At 59.3% G+C, this 16,413-nt stretch carries 13 protein-coding genes; 3 read left to right on the top strand and 10 right to left on the bottom strand.

The window, feature by feature from the left end; translation table 11 throughout:
• Positions 1-806 precede the first annotated feature (806 nt).
• The 9 genes from aceA to CEC48_RS28645 all read right to left on the bottom strand — a co-directional run bounded on the left by aceA (position 807) and on the right by CEC48_RS28645 (position 11,314).
• On the bottom strand, positions 807-2,132 hold the full coding sequence (gene aceA, locus CEC48_RS28685) for an isocitrate lyase (protein ID WP_088426863.1): 1,326 nt from the start codon (positions 2,130-2,132) through the stop codon (positions 807-809).
• 494 nt (positions 2,133-2,626) lie between these two features.
• A complete protein-coding gene (locus CEC48_RS28680; RefSeq protein WP_088426861.1) occupies positions 2,627-3,364 on the bottom strand; it encodes a secretin N-terminal domain-containing protein in 738 nt (245 codons plus the stop codon).
• A 239-nt stretch (positions 3,365-3,603) separates the two neighbouring features.
• Positions 3,604-4,026: a GNAT family N-acetyltransferase gene (locus CEC48_RS28675; RefSeq protein ID WP_088426860.1), complete on the bottom strand. Its 423-nt coding sequence runs from the start codon at positions 4,024-4,026 to the stop codon at positions 3,604-3,606.
• Positions 4,019-5,185, bottom strand: coding sequence for a cupin domain-containing protein (locus CEC48_RS28670; protein ID WP_088426859.1), 1,167 nt, complete (start codon positions 5,183-5,185; stop codon positions 4,019-4,021). The genes CEC48_RS28675 and CEC48_RS28670 overlap by 8 nt, the downstream gene beginning before the upstream one ends.
• An 84-nt stretch (positions 5,186-5,269) precedes the next feature.
• On the bottom strand, positions 5,270-6,640 hold the full coding sequence (gene purB, locus CEC48_RS28665; protein ID WP_088426857.1) for an adenylosuccinate lyase: 1,371 nt from the start codon (positions 6,638-6,640) through the stop codon (positions 5,270-5,272).
• 123 nt (positions 6,641-6,763) lie between these two features.
• A complete protein-coding gene (gene hflD, locus CEC48_RS28660) occupies positions 6,764-7,387 on the bottom strand; it encodes a high frequency lysogenization protein HflD (protein WP_076016775.1) in 624 nt (207 codons plus the stop codon).
• Positions 7,384-8,508, bottom strand: a complete 1,125-nt coding sequence (gene mnmA / locus CEC48_RS28655) for a tRNA 2-thiouridine(34) synthase MnmA (RefSeq protein WP_088426855.1) — start codon at positions 8,506-8,508, stop codon at positions 7,384-7,386. Before mnmA ends, hflD begins: the two co-directional genes overlap by 4 nt.
• Before the next feature lie 59 nt (positions 8,509-8,567).
• Positions 8,568-9,014 (bottom strand): NUDIX hydrolase, encoded by a 447-nt coding sequence (locus CEC48_RS28650; RefSeq protein ID WP_088426853.1) that lies wholly within the window; start codon positions 9,012-9,014, stop codon positions 8,568-8,570.
• A gap of 74 nt (positions 9,015-9,088) precedes the next feature.
• On the bottom strand, positions 9,089-11,314 hold the full coding sequence (locus tag CEC48_RS28645; protein WP_088426851.1) for an NADP-dependent isocitrate dehydrogenase: 2,226 nt from the start codon (positions 11,312-11,314) through the stop codon (positions 9,089-9,091).
• A gap of 495 nt (positions 11,315-11,809) precedes the next feature.
• Between CEC48_RS28645 and icd the strand changes: the two genes are divergently transcribed.
• Positions 11,810-13,066 (top strand): NADP-dependent isocitrate dehydrogenase, encoded by a 1,257-nt coding sequence (gene icd, locus CEC48_RS28640; RefSeq protein WP_088426865.1) that lies wholly within the window; start codon positions 11,810-11,812, stop codon positions 13,064-13,066.
• 71 nt (positions 13,067-13,137) lie between these two features.
• Here icd and cspD read toward each other — a convergent pair whose 3' ends face one another.
• On the bottom strand, positions 13,138-13,398 hold the full coding sequence (gene cspD, locus CEC48_RS28635) for a cold shock domain-containing protein CspD (protein WP_176438799.1): 261 nt from the start codon (positions 13,396-13,398) through the stop codon (positions 13,138-13,140).
• A 224-nt stretch (positions 13,399-13,622) separates the two neighbouring features.
• Here cspD and clpS point away from each other — a divergent pair, with 224 nt between their 5' ends.
• Both clpS and clpA read left to right on the top strand, forming a co-directional pair.
• Complete coding sequence (gene clpS, locus CEC48_RS28630) at positions 13,623-13,991, top strand: ATP-dependent Clp protease adapter ClpS (protein ID WP_003219604.1); 369 nt, start codon at positions 13,623-13,625, stop codon at positions 13,989-13,991.
• A gap of 29 nt (positions 13,992-14,020) precedes the next feature.
• Positions 14,021-16,291: an ATP-dependent Clp protease ATP-binding subunit ClpA gene (clpA, locus tag CEC48_RS28625; RefSeq protein WP_010172706.1), complete on the top strand. Its 2,271-nt coding sequence runs from the start codon at positions 14,021-14,023 to the stop codon at positions 16,289-16,291.
• Positions 16,292-16,413 lie beyond the last annotated feature (122 nt).

The following is a 16,413-nucleotide window of genomic DNA, read 5'->3' as shown; positions in this document are numbered from 1 at the left end:
GCGAAGCGGGCCGCCGCGACGGCCCGTCCCTGGCCCGTCGCGGCTAAACCGGCGTCCTGCCGGTTTACCCGCTCCTCAATCCCTGCGTTCGGCCTCGGGCTGAATGGGGCAGTCAGATCAAGATCAAAAGCAAGAGCACAGCGGCCTACCGGCCGGCTTGAGTGTTAGAAGCAAGGGCCAGATCCAGAGCGAAAGCAGAGCTGCTTTTCTGTGGGAGCGGGCTTGCTCGCGAAAAACCCGAGAACGCCGCGTTCATTCAGGATGCCAACGTCATCGTTAACGACCTTCGCGAGCAAGCCCGCTCCCACATTTGAACCGTGCCCGCTTTTGCTTTTGATTTTGCTTTTGATCTACACCACTCAAGCCGGCCGGTAGGCCGCTGTGTTCTTGATCTGCTTTTGATCTTGATCTTAGGCGCCCCGTTAAACCACGCTGGCCGAACGTAGGTAGTACGGAGCGGGTAAACCGGCAGGACGCCGGTTTAGCCGCGACGGGGCAGGGACGCCCCGTCGCGGCGGCCCGCGCAGTAATACCGGAGAGAGGGCACACCGAGCCTAGGCGAGGTGCCGAGTGGTGGGGCAAGAGCGTTTTGCTTACTTTTGCGCTTTTCAAAAGTGAGCCGCTGTAAGAGCGGAACCAATAGCAGCCATCACCCAAAAACCGGATATGTACACAATCCACCTGCACCCACAGTGCTTTAAAAAGCGCCCAAAAAAAACGCCCCGAACCAGTCGGGGCGTCAGATCGTGCGGCACTGCGGTTAGGTCTTCCATGGGGCCGCAATGGCCGTGTACTCAGTCAGTCACTCAGTGAAACTGCTCTTCTTCAGTCGAACCAGTCAGTGCAGTCACCGACGAGGTGCCGCCTTGAATCACGGTGGTCATGTCGTCAAAGTAGCCAGTGCCCACTTCCTGCTGGTGCGCTACAAAGGTGTAACCCTTGGCAGCATCAGCGAACTCCTGCTCCTGCAACTTCACGTACGCAGTCATGTCGTTGCGAGCGTAGTCGTGCGCCAGGTTGAACATGCTGTGCCACATGTTGTGAATGCCAGCCAGGGTGATGAACTGGTGCTTGTAGCCCATTGCCGACAGTTCACGCTGGAACTTGGCGATGGTCGCGTCGTCCAGGTTCTTCTTCCAGTTGAAAGAAGGCGAGCAGTTGTAGGACAGCAGTTGGTCGGGGTATTCCTTCTTGATCGCTTCAGCAAAGCGACGAGCTTCGTCCAGGTCCGGCTTGGCCGTTTCGCACCAGATCAGGTCCGCGTACGGCGCATACGCCAGGCCACGAGCGATCGCCTGGTCGAGGCCGGCACGTACTTTGTAGAAACCTTCCTGAGTACGCTCGCCAGTCACAAACGGCAGGTCGTACGGGTCGCAATCCGACGTCAGCAAGTCAGCCGCGTTGGCATCGGTACGCGCCAGGATGATGGTCGGAGTACCGGCCACGTCAGCCGCCAGGCGGGCAGCCGTCAGCTTCTGCACAGCTTCCTGGGTTGGAACCAATACCTTGCCGCCCATGTGGCCGCATTTCTTCACCGAAGCCAGTTGGTCTTCGAAGTGAACGCCGGCAGCGCCTGCCTCGATCATGCTCTTCATCAGCTCGTAGGCGTTCAGTACACCGCCGAAACCGGCTTCAGCGTCTGCAACGATTGGCGCGAAGTAGTCGATGTAGCCTTCATCGCCCGGGCCTTTACCAGCTTTCCACTGGATCTGGTCGGCGCGGCGGAACGAGTTGTTGATGCGCTTGACCACGGTCGGCACGGAGTCCACCGGGTACAGCGACTGGTCGGGGTACATCGATTCGGCGGAGTTGTTGTCCGCAGCCACTTGCCAGCCCGACAGGTAGATTGCCTGGATACCAGCCTTGACCTGCTGCACAGCCTGGCCGCCGGTCAGGGCGCCCATGCAGTTGACGAAATCTTTCTCTGGGCGGAAGGACGGCTTGGCACCTTGGGTGACCAGCTTCCACAGTTTCTCGGCGCCGAGTTTTGCAAAAGTGTGCTCAGGTTGAACCGAGCCACGCAGGCGGACGACGTCAGCAGCGGAATAAGCGCGTGTCACGCCTTTCCAGCGTGGGTTTTCGGCCCAGTCTTTTTCAAGGGCTGCAATTTGCTGTTCGCGTGTCAGTGCCATGGGGAAAAACCTCGTCGCATAGGTCTAGGTGGAAAATTCCATTTGCCAGCCGCGCAATCGTTGCGTGGGAGTGGCTGCTCGCTAACCAGAAGCTTAGGCGGTCAAGTCAGGCTTGGCGGGGAAGGCGACGGGATGAATGAGTATCGAGAGGGGGAGTTGAGCAGGTAAGGGCGAACTGCGAACAGTCTTCGGGCGTCGTGGGCCTTTGTACGATCCATCAGTGTGTTGCCGGGCTACCTGGTTAGCTTCCGTCCCTCGGGACAACTTCGTTCCAGTCGCAACCTCGTCAAACACACCTTGTGGGCGGTACAGACACGAATCGGCTCAGGTGGGTAGCGTTGAGCGACGATCCGAAGGCCCTTGCCAGGGCCCCTGATTAGCGGGAGCGAGGCCATCATGCCCATGCTTTTTTGGATCGTCAAATGTTTTGTAGTGCTTTTTTTAAGGCACTACATCTTTAGTCTAATACGACTCATCAGTCAGTTTTTGGTGCTTCAGTTCAGGGTGTCGACTTTAACCCGCAAGGTCAGGTCATCGCGCCCCTGAGTAGTGTAGCTGCGGGTTGTAGTGGTTTTGTCGGCCTGAGTCTGGCGATTGACCCCGGCCAGGGTGATCCACTCGCCCAAGCGTCCGCTGATAGTTGTGTCGGTACTTTGCACGTTCACTACATCGGGACGTTCCTGGCTCATGCGGTCACGATTGGTACTGATGCTCAGGTGCACGGTCTCGCCGGTGACGCTGGCAGTCACGTAGAAGCCCTGGGTGACGTTGCGATACTGCGTCTGGTTTTGCGGGCGGCCGTAGGCGTCGGGCTGGGTGGTGGTGAGTGGCACGCTCTGGCCGACCTGGATCAGCGCGGGCACGCCTTCGCTGGCCTGGATTTGCTGGATCCCGCCGTCACGGCTTTCGGTGCTGTAGGTGATCACCTGGGTTTGGTTGTTGCCGTTGCTTTGCTGATTGTTCTCGTTGGTGTCGACGGTGATCAGCAGGCGCTTGGACGGTGTGTCCAGTTGCGAGAGCAGGGCGCGCAGGCCCTGGATCTTGTCCGGCTCGGCATTCACGATCAGTTGGTTGCCGTAGGTGCTGACGGTGCCGTCCTTGCCGATAAAGTTCTGCGCCACCGGCAGCAAGTCGGCGCTGGTGCGGTTGCTCAGGGGCACGACTTCGGTGGCGGCCATTACCGAGAAGCTGGTGGCCAGGAGCACAGTGGTGAGCAGGGTGCGTAGGGACATGTCCGTTATCTCTGCGAGTCATTTAGGCTTGATAGTGCCAGTTTGTCGGCCTGGCAGCGCGCAAGTTGAATCCTAGACGGCAAAAGGCCCTGGCATCGGTGGATGGCAGGGCCTTTTGGGATGTTGCTAATGACGCCTTCGCGAGCAAGCCCGCTCCCACATTTGACCGCATTCCAAAGGATGTACTGGATCGAATGTGTGTGCGGGATTGCTCGCGAAGGGAGCGACTCGGTCTAAAGTCAGCCCTCGCGCACCATATCAACATGAGGAATCCCGACTTCCAGGAACTCATCGCTGACAATTTTAAAGCCCAGACGCTCATAAAACGGCGCTGCATGGACCTGTGCGCTGAGGATCTGCCGGGTCTGGCCGCGTTTCTCGGCCTCGCCGATCACCGCTTCCATCAGCTTGTCGCCCACTTTCAGGCCGCGCCAGTCCTTGAGGACCGACACGCGACCGATCTCGCCGCTAGGCAACAGGCGGGCGGTGCCGATGGGAAAGTCGCCTTCAAACGCCAGGAAGTGCACGGCACCCGCGTCGTCAGCATCCCATTCCAGCTCCGGTGGAACCGATTGTTCGGCGATAAATACCGCTTCACGAATGCGCCGTATCTCGGCGATATCCTTTTGCCAGTCCGCGACACTTACGTGAATCTTATTCATCGGCAAACCCCAGGCTCCCTTGCTTGACCAGTTCGCACAGCAGGGCGCGGCCGTCTTCATCCGCCAGCCATTGGCCGAGGTTGTCGGCGTGCAGGGCGTCGGCGGCGCAAACCAGCTTCAGCAGTTCACGCAGCTTGCCCGGTAACAGGCGGCTCTGGCCGCTGGCGAACAGCAGCAGGTCGTCGTCCACTTCGGACCAGGCCAGGCGTGCGCTCGGGTTGCGGATCAGCACGGCGCCGTCTTCCAGGCTGCCCAGCAGGTCGTCTTCTTCCACTTCCGGGCCGGCGACCAGTTCCGGGTAGCGTGGCTCGGTCATGAACTGGCCGAACCAGGTCAGCAGCATGCGCTCGTCGCTCATGTGCTCGGCCAGCAGGCTTTTCAGACGGTCGAGGGCGTCGCTCTGGATCTGGTGCGGGTCGCTGACCGGCTGGGCGTCGGCGTCGGTGTAGCGCTCTTCGTCGGTCAGGTACTGGCTGAGGAAGTCAGTGAAGTGGGTCAGCACTTCAGCGGCGCTCGGGGCGCGGAAGCCCACCGAGTAGGTCATGCAGTCATCCACTGCAACACCGCAGTGGGCCAGGCGTGGCGGCAGGTAGAGCATGTCGCCCGGTTCCAGTACCCATTCGGCGGTCTCTTCGAATTCGGCGAGGATACGCAGGTCGGCGTGCTGCAGCAGCGGGCTTTCGGAGTTGCACATCTGGCCGATCTTCCAGTTGCGCTTGCCGGAACCTTGCAGCAGGAACACGTCGTAGTTGTCGAAATGCGGGCCCACGCTGCCACCCGGGGCGGCGTAGCTGATCATCACATCGTCGATACGCCAGCTTGGCAGGAAGCGGAAGTTTTCCAGCAGTTCGGCAACTTCCGGCACGAACTGGTCGACAGCCTGCACCAGCAGGGTCCACTCGCGCTCGGGCAGGGTGCTGAATGCATCTTCGGCGAACGGGCCGCGACGCAACTCCCACGGGCGTTCGCCGTGTTCGATGATCAGGCGCGACTCGACTTCTTCTTCCAACGCCAGGCCGGCCAGTTCGTCGGCATCGATCGGGCTTTCGAAATCAGGAATGGCCTGGCGGATCAGCAACGGTTTTTTCTGCCAGTAGTCGCGCAGGAACTCGCGTGCCGTGATGCCGCCCAGAAGTTGAAGAGGAATATCAGGATTCATGTGTAACCTATTGAAAAAAAGCACTTTTCAGACGGGAATAAAAACGCCCGGCGCTGCCGGGCGTCTCAAAGGGTCAAGCAGCTATCAGATGCGTTTGGCTTGGGCCACAGCGTTGCCGATGTAGTTAGCCGGGGTGAGCAGTTTCAGCTCAGCCTTGGCGGCGGCTGGCATGTCCAGGCCGTCGATGAAAGTTTGCAGTGCTTCGCAGGTGATGCCCTTGCCGCGGGTCAGCTCTTTGAGCTTCTCGTACGGGTTTTCGATGTTGTAGCGGCGCATCACGGTCTGGATCGGCTCGGCCAATACTTCCCAGCAAGCGTCCAGGTCAGCGGCGATTTTCTGCGCGTTGAGTTCCAGTTTGCTGATGCCTTTGAGGCTGGCTTCGTACGCGATCACGCTATGGGCAAAGCCCACGCCGAGGTTGCGCAGTACGGTGGAGTCGGTCAGGTCGCGCTGCCAGCGGGAGATCGGCAACTTGCTGGCCAGGTGCTGGAACAGGGCGTTGGCGATACCGAGGTTGCCTTCGGAGTTTTCGAAGTCGATCGGGTTGACCTTGTGCGGCATGGTCGACGAGCCGATTTCACCGGCAATGGTGCGCTGCTTGAAGTAGCCCAGGGAGATGTAGCCCCAGATATCGCGATCGAAGTCGATCAGGATGGTGTTGAAGCGCGCAATCGCGTCGAACAGCTCGGCAATGTAGTCGTGCGGTTCGATCTGCGTGGTGTACGGGTTGAAACCCAGGCCCAGTTCGTCTTCGATGAAGGCGCGGGCGTTTTCTTCCCAGTCGATTTCCGGGTAGGCAGAGATGTGTGCGTTGTAGTTGCCTACGGCGCCGTTGATCTTGCCCAGTAGCGGCACGGCGGCCACTTGAGCGATCTGGCGCTCCAGGCGGTACACCACGTTGGCCAGTTCTTTACCCAGGGTGGTCGGCGAAGCCGGCTGACCGTGGGTGCGCGACAGCATCGGCACGTCGGCGAAGCGGATCGCCAGTTCGCGGATGGCGTCGGCGGTCTGGCGCATCAGTGGCAGCATTACGTCATCACGGCCTTCGCGCAGCATCAGGGCGTGGGACAGGTTGTTGATGTCCTCGCTGGTGCAGGCAAAGTGGATGAACTCGCTGACCTTGGCCAGTTCCGGCAGCTTGGCCGCCTGCTCTTTGAGCAGGTATTCGATGGCTTTTACGTCGTGGTTGGTGGTGCGCTCGATCTCTTTGACACGCTCGGCGTGCTCCAGAGCGAAGTTTTCCGCCAGGGTGTTCAGCACAGCGTTGGCTTCGGCGGAGAACGCCGGCACTTCGCTGATGCCAGGGTGAGCGGCCAGGCGCTGGAGCCAGCGCACTTCAACCAGAACACGAGCACGGATCAGGCCGTATTCGCTGAAAATAGGGCGCAGGGCCTGGGTTTTGCCGGCGTAGCGGCCGTCAACAGGGGAAACCGCAGTGAGCGAAGAAAGCTGCATGGGGTGTTCTCGGACAGTCGGGCAACGAAATGGGGCGCGTATCATACATGAAAAAATCCGCCGGTCCGTTGCCAACTGACCGGCGTATTACGCGTGGCGCTATAAAAATTCGGTTGCGGCGACTTATTCGTTGCGCATCAACGGGTAAAGCTCTTTAAGCAATTTGCGACGGCTGACCACCAACTGCCAGCGATGACCACCCAACTGGCGCCACAACCGCGCCGAACGAATGCCGGCCAACAGCAGGGCGCGGATTTTCGAGGCGTTGTTCGGTTGTTGCAGGTTGCGCATGTCGCCGTGCACCTGGATCCGCTGGCGCAAGGTACTCAGGGTGTCCTGGTACAGCGCGCCACAGGCTGCGATCACGTTTTCGTGGGCTGGGCCGAAGTGCTCGACCTGGGACTGGATCTGCGGCAGGCGCTTGCCGATGGTTTCCAGCAGGTCGTCGCGCTTGGCCAATTGACGCTCCAGGCCGAGCATCGACAGGGCGTAGCGCAGTGGCTCGCGCTGCAAGGTGCTCGGGTCGCGCTCCAGGGCGCCGACCAGCGCGCGATAACCTTCGCGCAGGGCCAGGTCGTCGCCGCCATACACTTCCAGGGTGTCCTTGGGGTCTCGGATCAGCAGGCTGCCGAGCATGCAGGTCAGGCCTGCTTCGGTGACCTGGCCGGTCTTGGCGATCTTGTCCACCAGCACCGCGGCGAGAAACACGCCGCCCAGTGCCGTCAATTGCTCCTGGGTCGGGCTCATGCCTGGCTGCTCCAGGGTTCGGCAATTTCGATCACGCCGCCCCCCAGGCAAATCTCTGCGTCGTAGAACACTACCGATTGGCCCGGCGTTACGGCGCGCTGCGGGTCGTCAAAGGTGGCGCGATAGCCAGTGGCGGTTTTTTCCAGGGTGCACGGCTGGTCGCTCTGGCGATAGCGCACTTTGGCGGTCAGGCGGCGCGGGCTGGCGAGGTCTACCGGGTTGACCCAGTAAATGTCCGACGCGAGCAGGGCACGGGAGAACAGCCATGGGTGGTCATTGCCCTGGCCCACGATCAGCTCGTTGTGTTCCAGGTCCTTGACCAGCACGTACCACGGCTCTTCGCCGGCGTCTTTCAAGCCGCCGATGCCCAGGCCCTGGCGCTGGCCGATGGTGTGGTACATCAGGCCGTGGTGACGGCCGATGACTTCGCCTTCAGTAGTCTTGATCTCGCCCGGTTGTGCCGGCAGGTACTGCTTGAGGAAGTCGCTGAAGCGGCGCTCGCCGATAAAGCAGATCCCGGTGGAATCCTTCTTCTTGGCGGTGGCCAGGCCGTGTTTCTCGGCAATCGCGCGCACTTCGGGTTTTTCCAGCTCGCCCACCGGGAACAGAGTCTTGGCGATCTGCTCGCCGCCGACGGCGTGCAGGAAGTAGCTCTGGTCTTTGTTTGCGTCCAGGCCCTTGAGCAGTTCGGTGCGGCCATCGATGTCGCGGCGGCGCACGTAGTGGCCAGTGGCAATCAGGTCGGCACCGAGGATCATGGCGTAGTCGAGGAACGCCTTGAACTTGATCTCGCGGTTACACAGGATGTCCGGGTTCGGCGTGCGACCGGCCTTGTATTCGGCCAGGAAGTGCTCGAACACGTTGTCCCAGTACTCGGCGGCGAAGTTGGCGGTGTGCAGCTTGATGCCGATTTTGTCGCAGACGGCTTGGGCGTCCGCCAGGTCGTCCATGGCGGTGCAATATTCCGTTCCATCGTCTTCTTCCCAGTTCTTCATGAACAGGCCTTCCACCTCATAGCCCTGCTCCATGAGCAGAACGGCGGAAACGGAAGAATCCACGCCGCCGGACATACCGACGATGACGCGCTTCTTTTGTGTGTCAGAAGGGGCTGGATCACGCATAGGATTTCAACGGGAGTCTTTAAAAAGGACGCGATTCTAGCAGGCTCGCGCCTGCAAGGCTAAAGAGAAGGGCGGATCAATTCGAGGCTGTGGCGCTGGCCGGCCAGATAATCGTCGATACAGCGGATGATCAGCTCGCTGCGCCAGTCCTCGCGCAGGGTCATCAATTCGTCACGGGTCAGCCAGCGGGCGCGCACGATACCGTCGTCCAATGGCGAGTCCGGGTGGTGTTTTATGGCTTTGGCGGTGAAGCACACGCGCTGATACGTCACGCCGTTGCTGGGGGCGGTGTACAGGTAAATCCCGACAATCCCGGTGGCTTCGACGTCCCAGCCGGTTTCTTCGAGGGTTTCGCGCACGGCGGCCTCGGTCAGGGTCTCGTTCGGGTCGAGGTGGCCGGCGGGCTGGTTGAGCACGGCGCGGCCGCCCTTGAGTTCTTCGACCATCAGGAAGCGGCCGTTGTCTTCGACGATGGTGGCGACGGTGATGTGGGGTAGCCAGGTCATGGTGGTCCTCGATCAAAAGCGGCGAAAACAGAAACCCCGGCACAAGGCCGGGGCTTCTTTGCATCCTTACAACCTTACACCAGCGCAGCGATTGCCGCGTTGAGGGTGTTGCTTGGGCGCATGGCTTTGCTGGTCAGCTCAGCGTTCGGTGCGTAGTAGCCACCGATGTCCACTGGCTTGCCCTGGACGGCGTTGAGCTCGGCAACGATGGTCGCCTCGTTCGCGGTCAGGGTTTTGGCCAGTTCGCCAAACTGCGCTTGCAGTGCAGTGTCTTCGGTCTGGGCAGCCAGGGCTTGAGCCCAGTACAGCGCCAGGTAGAAGTGGCTGCCGCGGTTGTCGATGTTGCCGACTTTGCGCGATGGCGACTTGTTGTTGTCGAGGAACTGGCCGGTGGCCTGGTCCAGGGTCTTGGACAGCACCAGGGCTTTCGGGTTGTTGTAAGTCACACCCAAATGCTCAAGGGAAGCTGCCAGGGCCAGGAACTCGCCCAGGGAATCCCAGCGCAGGAAGTTTTCTTCAACCAGTTGCTGTACGTGCTTGGGAGCCGAACCGCCGGCGCCGGTTTCGAACAGGCCGCCACCGTTCATCAGCGGCACGATCGACAGCATCTTGGCGCTGGTGCCCAGTTCCATGATCGGGAACAGGTCGGTCAGGTAGTCGCGCAGTACGTTGCCGGTCACCGAGATGGTGTCCAGGCCTTTACGGGTACGCTCCAGGGTGAACTTCATCGCGTCGACTGGCGACATGATGCGGATGTCCAGGCCTTCGGTGTTGTGGTCTTTCAGGTAAGCCTGAACTTTCTCGACCACGACGCCGTCGTGTGCGCGTTGTGGGTCCAGCCAGAAGATGGCCGGGGTGTTGCTGGCGCGGGCACGGTTGACGGCCAGTTTGACCCAGTCCTGGATCGGCGCGTCTTTGGTCTGGCACATGCGGAAGATGTCGCCGGCTTCAACAGTCTGTTCCATCAGCAGGTTGCCCTTGCTGTCGGTGACGCGAACTACGCCGTCAGCCTTGATCTGGAAGGTCTTGTCGTGGGAACCGTACTCTTCGGCCTTTTTCGCCATCAGGCCAACGTTTGGCACACTGCCCATGGTGGTTGGGTCGAAGGCGCCGTTTGCCTTGCACTCTTCGATCACCGCCTGGTAGATCGTGGCGTAGCAGCGATCCGGGATCACGGCCTTGGTGTCGTGCAGTTGACCGTCAGTGCCCCACATTTTGCCGGAGTCACGGATCATCGCAGGCATCGAGGCGTCGACGATGACGTCGCTCGGTACGTGCAGGTTGGTGATGCCTTTGTCCGAGTTGACCATGGCCAGGGACGGACGAGCGGCGTACACGGCCTGGATGTCGGCTTCGATCTGCGCTTGTTGATCGGCCGGCAGGGCCTTGATGCGGGCGTACAGGTCGCCGATGCCGTTGTTCAGGTTAAAGCCGATCTGCTCCAGCACGACAGCGTGCTTGGCCAGTGCGTCTTTATAGAACTCGGCAACGATCTGGCCGAACATGATCGGGTCGGAGACCTTCATCATGGTGGCTTTCAGGTGAACCGACAGCAGTACGCCTTGTTTCTTGGCGTCGTCGATTTCAGCGGCGATGAAGCTGCGCAGGGCTTTTTTGCTCAGCACGGCGGTGTCGATGATCTCGCCAGCTTGAACGCTGGTTTTTTCTTTCAGGACGGTAGCGGTACCGTCTTTGGCGATCAGTTCGATTTTGACGGCGTCAGCCGCTTCGATCTGTACGGCTTTCTCGCTGCCGTAGAAGTCGCCGTTGCTCATGTGGGCAACGTGGGACTTGGAGTCGGCAGCCCAGGCGCCCATTTTGTGCGGGTGCTTGCGCGCGTAGTTCTTGACCGACGGAGGAGCGCGGCGATCAGAGTTGCCTTCGCGCAGTACCGGGTTCACGGCGCTGCCCTTGACCTTGTCGTAACGTGCACGGGTTTCTTTTTCCGCGTCGGTGGTTACGGTTTCCGGGTAGTCCGGCAGGTCGAAGCCCAGGGCTTGCAGTTCCTTGACGGCAGCCTGCAGCTGTGGGGTCGAAGCGCTGATGTTCGGCAGCTTGATGATGTTGGCTTCAGGGGTAACGGCCAGGTCGCCCAGTTCGGCGAGGTGGTCCGGCACGGCCTTGGCGCCCAGTTGCTCGGGGAAGCTTGCGAGGATGCGCGCGGCCAGGGAAATGTCGCGGGTTTCCACGGCAATATCAGCGGAAGCGGTGAAGGCCTCTACGATAGGCAGCAGTGAATAGGTGGCGAGGGCTGGGGCTTCGTCGGTGAAGGTGTAGATGATCTTCGAGCGGGTGGGCATATTCGGATTAACTCTCTTCTTTGCTGAAAGCATGCGCAGAAACTCGAGATGCGCCGGGTAAAGCGCGTTCGTTCAAAGTCATCCATGAGCGAAATGTCGAAGTTTCTTCGCGGTGATGTTGGGTTGCATCAGTCGAGCGTCAAGCGGGTGGGCTGCTGTGGCAACCCGGCTTATTCAGGCGGAGGGCTGCAATTTAGAGCGGTCGGCCGTCGTGACTCTTTGGTCAGCGGCGGCATTATACATAGGTCGCTATGCTTACGCCGAGCCTTCATACAAAAGGAGTGTCGTCCATTGGTCTAAAGGTCGCAGGTACCGGGTTGCGCCTAAAGTCGCATGCTGTGCTCAAGATTGGCGCTTTTCCCTTTGCTTTCAAGCTTGTAGGCCGCTAATTGAGCTGTTTTCGACGCAAATGTGCAGGGCCTGAGGTTTCAGTCCTCATGGTTCTGGAGTAGGCTCGAACGCAGTCAGATGTTCAATCCACAAACGGAGTTCAGCATGGGATACAAGAAGATTCAGGTTCCGGCAGTCGGCGACAAAATCACCGTCAATGCAGACCATTCTCTCAATGTTCCTGACAACCCGATCATTCCCTTCATTGAAGGTGACGGTATTGGCGTCGACATCAGCCCGGTGATGATCAAGGTTGTCGATGCAGCTGTTAACAAGGCCTACGGCGGCAAGCGCAAGATTTCCTGGATGGAGGTTTATGCCGGCGAGAAGGCGACTCAAGTTTACGACCAGGACACCTGGCTGCCCCAGGAAACCCTGGATGCGGTCAAGGACTACGTGGTTTCCATCAAGGGCCCGCTGACCACCCCGGTAGGCGGCGGCATCCGTTCGCTGAACGTGGCGCTGCGCCAACAGCTCGACCTTTATGTGTGCCTGCGTCCGGTGCGCTGGTTCGAAGGCGTGCCAAGCCCGGTCAAGAAGCCCGACGATGTGGACATGACCATCTTCCGTGAGAACTCCGAGGACATTTACGCAGGCATCGAGTGGAAAGCCGGTTCCCCGGAAGCGATCAAGGTCATCAAGTTCCTGAAAGAAGAGATGGGCGTCACCAAGATCCGCTTTGATCAGAATTGCGGTATCGGCATCAAGCCGGTGTCTTTGGAGGGCACCAAGCGCCTGGCGCGCAAGGCCCTCCAATATGTAGTGGATAACGACCGCGACTCGCTGACCATCGTGCACAAAGGCAATATCATGAAGTTCACCGAAGGTGCCTTCAAGGAATGGGCCTACGAAGTGGCGGCTGAAGAATTCGGTGCAACCCTGCTGGATGGCGGCCCGTGGATGCAGTTCAAGAACCCGCGTACCGGCAAGAACGTGGTGGTCAAGGACGCCATTGCCGACGCCATGCTCCAGCAAATCCTGCTGCGCCCGGCTGAATATGACGTGATTGCCACCCTTAATCTTAATGGTGACTACCTGTCTGACGCCCTGGCGGCGGAAGTGGGCGGTATCGGTATTGCGCCGGGCGCCAACCTGTCCGACACCGTGGCAATGTTCGAAGCCACCCACGGCACCGCGCCGAAGTATGCCGGCAAGGACCAGGTCAACCCGGGTTCGCTGATCCTGTCGGCGGAAATGATGCTGCGCCACATGGGCTGGACCGAAGCGGCCGACCTGATCATCAAGGGCACCAATGGCGCCATTTCGGCCAAGACCGTGACCTATGACTTCCATCGCTTGATGGACGGTGCCAAGTTGCTGTCTTCGTCTGCGTTCGGCGATGCGCTGATTTCGCATATGTAAGCTTAATAAGCAGGCATAAAAAAACCGGCCTTGATGGCCGGTTTTTTTTAGAGCGTTTGCTCAGCGGTTGATCAGGCCGGCTGTTTTTTTGATTTTTGAGCGACGTCTTCTTTAAGCGTGCTGGCACTGACTGGAGCACCGATATTCACTGCATGCAGGCCTTTGGGTCCCTGAATGATGTCAAAGGAAACCTCTTGCCCGGCTTTCAGTGTCTTGTAGCCATCCATTTGGATTGCCGAGTAATGCGCAAAAAGGTCTTCTTCCTTGCCGTCTTCAACTACGAAGCCGTAACCCTTGGCATTGTTAAACCATTTGACCTTACCGCTTGCCATGCCCATATCCCTCTGCACCAGACTCCATCACTGGAGTATCATCCAGTTTATCCGTCCTAACCCGAACAAATAAGGTTGACTGCGCGGACCTTTTTTACCCACTGTGGGTTCTATTGGTTGTAACACTGATTTGCCGATAGTCAAGGCGACCAGTCGGTCAGAGTTGAAATTCTGACAGGCCGCCCCCACCACTGTATTTGAACCACTGACGAACCTTTCTTTCCATGCATGCAATCAGCCAGATTCGACTAACATTCAATCAGGATCGCCCGGATCATCAAGAGGACGACGACGGTTCTGCAGGCATTGCTGTTCAGGAGGCCAAGCCTGCTTTACAGGCGCCGCCGATGTACAAGGTGGTTTTGTTCAATGATGACTACACACCGATGGATTTCGTCGTCGAAGTGCTCGAGGTGTTTTTTAACCTGAACCGCGAGTTGGCGACCAAGGTAATGCTGGCCGTTCACACAGAAGGACGGGCAGTATGTGGAGTGTTTACCCGCGACATCGCCGAGACAAAGGCCATGCAGGTCAACCAGTACGCCAGGGAAAGCCAGCATCCGCTACTCTGTGAAATCGAGAAGGACGGTTAACGCCGACCACTTGGGTATGAGGTGAAGCTATGTTAAACCGCGAGCTCGAAGTCACCCTCAATCTTGCCTTCAAGGAGGCCCGTTCGAAGCGTCATGAATTCATGACCGTCGAGCACCTGCTGCTGGCACTTTTGGATAACGAAGCTGCCGCCACCGTACTGCGTGCGTGTGGTGCCAATCTCGACAAACTCAAGCATGACCTGCAGGAGTTTATCGACTCCACCACGCCGTTGATTCCCGTTCATGATGAGGATCGCGAGACCCAGCCAACCCTGGGCTTCCAGCGGGTACTGCAGCGTGCCGTTTTCCACGTACAGAGCTCCGGCAAGCGCGAAGTCACAGGGGCCAACGTGCTCGTGGCGATCTTCAGCGAGCAGGAAAGCCAGGCCGTATTCCTGCTCAAGCAGCAAAGCGTTGCCCGTATTGATGTCGTCAACTACATCGCCCATGGCATTTCCAAAGTGCCAGGGCATGGCGATCACTCAGAAGGTGAGCAGGATATGCAGGATGACGAGGGCGGTGAGTCTTCTTCTTCGAGCAACCCGCTGGATGCCTATGCCAGCAACCTCAACGAGCTGGCGCGCCAGGGGCGGATCGATCCGCTGGTAGGGCGTGAGCTGGAAGTTGAGCGCGTGGCGCAGATCCTGGCGCGTCGCCGCAAAAACAACCCGCTGTTGGTCGGTGAAGCAGGCGTGGGTAAAACCGCGATTGCCGAAGGCCTGGCCAAACGCATTGTGGATAATCAGGTGCCAGACCTGCTGGCCAACAGCGTCGTCTACTCCCTTGACCTGGGCGCGTTGCTCGCCGGGACCAAGTACCGTGGCGACTTCGAGAAGCGCTTCAAGGCGTTGCTCGGCGAGCTGAAAAAACGCCCGCAGGCGATCCTGTTCATTGACGAAATCCACACCATTATCGGTGCCGGTGCGGCTTCCGGTGGCGTGATGGATGCTTCGAACCTGCTCAAGCCGTTGCTGTCTTCGGGCGATATCCGTTGCATCGGTTCGACCACGTTCCAGGAATTCCGTGGCATCTTCGAAAAAGACCGTGCCCTGGCGCGTCGCTTCCAGAAAGTGGATGTGTCCGAGCCTTCGGTTGAAGACACCATTGGCATCCTGCGCGGGCTCAAGGGGCGTTTCGAAGCGCACCATGGCATCGAGTACACCGATGAAGCGCTGCGTGCAGCCGCCGAGCTGGCGTCGCGCTACATCAATGACCGGCACATGCCGGACAAGGCCATCGACGTGATCGACGAGGCGGGTGCCTACCAGCGCCTGCAACCGGTCGAAAAGCGTGTGAAACGCATCGACGTGCCTCAGGTCGAGGACATCGTGGCGAAGATCGCGCGGATTCCGCCAAAACACGTCAACACTTCCGACAGGGAGCTGCTGCGTAACCTGGAGCGTGACCTGAAGCTGACCGTGTTTGGTCAGGATGCAGCCATCGACTCGCTGTCCACTGCGATCAAGCTGTCGCGTGCGGGCCTCAAGTCGCCGGACAAACCGGTCGGTTCGTTCCTGTTCGCCGGGCCTACCGGTGTCGGCAAGACCGAAGCGGCGCGGCAACTGGCCAAGGCTATGGGCATCGAGCTGGTGCGTTTCGACATGTCCGAGTACATGGAGCGTCACACTGTGTCGCGCCTGATCGGTGCGCCTCCGGGCTATGTCGGCTTCGACCAGGGCGGCCTGTTGACCGAGGCGATCACCAAGCAGCCACATTGCGTATTGCTGCTCGATGAAATCGAGAAGGCGCACCCGGAAGTCTTCAACCTGCTGTTGCAGGTGATGGACCACGGTACCCTGACCGACAACAACGGGCGCAAAGCGGACTTTCGCAACGTGATCGTGATCATGACCACCAACGCCGGTGCCGAAACGGCCGCACGTGCTTCCATTGGCTTTACTCATCAAGATCACTCTTCCGACGCCATGGAAGTGATCAAGAAGAGTTTCACGCCGGAATTCCGCAACCGCCTGGACACCATTATCCAGTTTGGTCGCCTCAGCCATGAGGTTATCAAAAGCGTGGTGGACAAGTTCCTTACCGAGCTTCAGGCGCAGTTGGAAGACAAACGCGTGCAGTTGGAAGTCACGGACGCGGCGCGCAACTGGCTGGCAGAAGGTGGCTACGATGCGGCAATGGGTGCTCGGCCAATGGCTCGCCTGATCCAGGACAAGATCAAGCGCCCACTGGCGGAAGAGATCCTGTTCGGCGAACTGGCAGACCATGGTGGCGTGGTGCATATCGATCTGAAGGACGGCGAGCTGACCTTCGACTTCGAGACCACGGCTGAAATGGCCTGATAGCTGACGGCAACACAACAAAAAGGCGCCGAGAGGCGCCTTTTTGTTGTCTTGAAACCGATGGAGATCAACTGTGGGAGCGGGCTTGCTCGCGAATGCGGTGTGCCAGTCGACACAATCAG

Origin of the sequence: Pseudomonas sp. K2I15 (assembly GCF_002204795.1) — a bacterium.
Classification (GTDB): Bacteria; Pseudomonadota; Gammaproteobacteria; order Pseudomonadales; family Pseudomonadaceae; genus Aquipseudomonas.
Note: the sequence above shows the minus strand (reverse complement) of the source record. Positions and strands in the feature narration are given on the sequence as shown.

What these genes read in the sequence shown, in the direction of transcription:
- aceA (WP_088426863.1), bottom strand. Translation starts at nt 2,132, where the DNA reads ATGGCACTGACACGCGAACAGCAAATTGCAGCCCTTGAAAAAGACTGG.
- CEC48_RS28680 (WP_088426861.1), bottom strand. Translation starts at nt 3,364, where the DNA reads ATGTCCCTACGCACCCTGCTCACCACTGTGCTCCTGGCCACCAGCTTC.
- CEC48_RS28675 (WP_088426860.1), bottom strand. Translation starts at nt 4,026, where the DNA reads ATGAATAAGATTCACGTAAGTGTCGCGGACTGGCAAAAGGATATCGCC.
- CEC48_RS28670 (WP_088426859.1), bottom strand. Translation starts at nt 5,185, where the DNA reads ATGAATCCTGATATTCCTCTTCAACTTCTGGGCGGCATCACGGCACGC.
- purB (WP_088426857.1), bottom strand. Translation starts at nt 6,640, where the DNA reads ATGCAGCTTTCTTCGCTCACTGCGGTTTCCCCTGTTGACGGCCGCTAC.
- hflD (WP_076016775.1), bottom strand. Translation starts at nt 7,387, where the DNA reads ATGAGCCCGACCCAGGAGCAATTGACGGCACTGGGCGGCGTGTTTCTC.
- mnmA (WP_088426855.1), bottom strand. Translation starts at nt 8,508, where the DNA reads ATGCGTGATCCAGCCCCTTCTGACACACAAAAGAAGCGCGTCATCGTC.
- CEC48_RS28650 (WP_088426853.1), bottom strand. Translation starts at nt 9,014, where the DNA reads ATGACCTGGCTACCCCACATCACCGTCGCCACCATCGTCGAAGACAAC.
- CEC48_RS28645 (WP_088426851.1), bottom strand. Translation starts at nt 11,314, where the DNA reads ATGCCCACCCGCTCGAAGATCATCTACACCTTCACCGACGAAGCCCCA.
- icd (WP_088426865.1), top strand. Translation starts at nt 11,810, where the DNA reads ATGGGATACAAGAAGATTCAGGTTCCGGCAGTCGGCGACAAAATCACC.
- cspD (WP_176438799.1), bottom strand. Translation starts at nt 13,398, where the DNA reads ATGGCAAGCGGTAAGGTCAAATGGTTTAACAATGCCAAGGGTTACGGC.
- clpS (WP_003219604.1), top strand. Translation starts at nt 13,623, where the DNA reads ATGCATGCAATCAGCCAGATTCGACTAACATTCAATCAGGATCGCCCG.
- clpA (WP_010172706.1), top strand. Translation starts at nt 14,021, where the DNA reads ATGTTAAACCGCGAGCTCGAAGTCACCCTCAATCTTGCCTTCAAGGAG.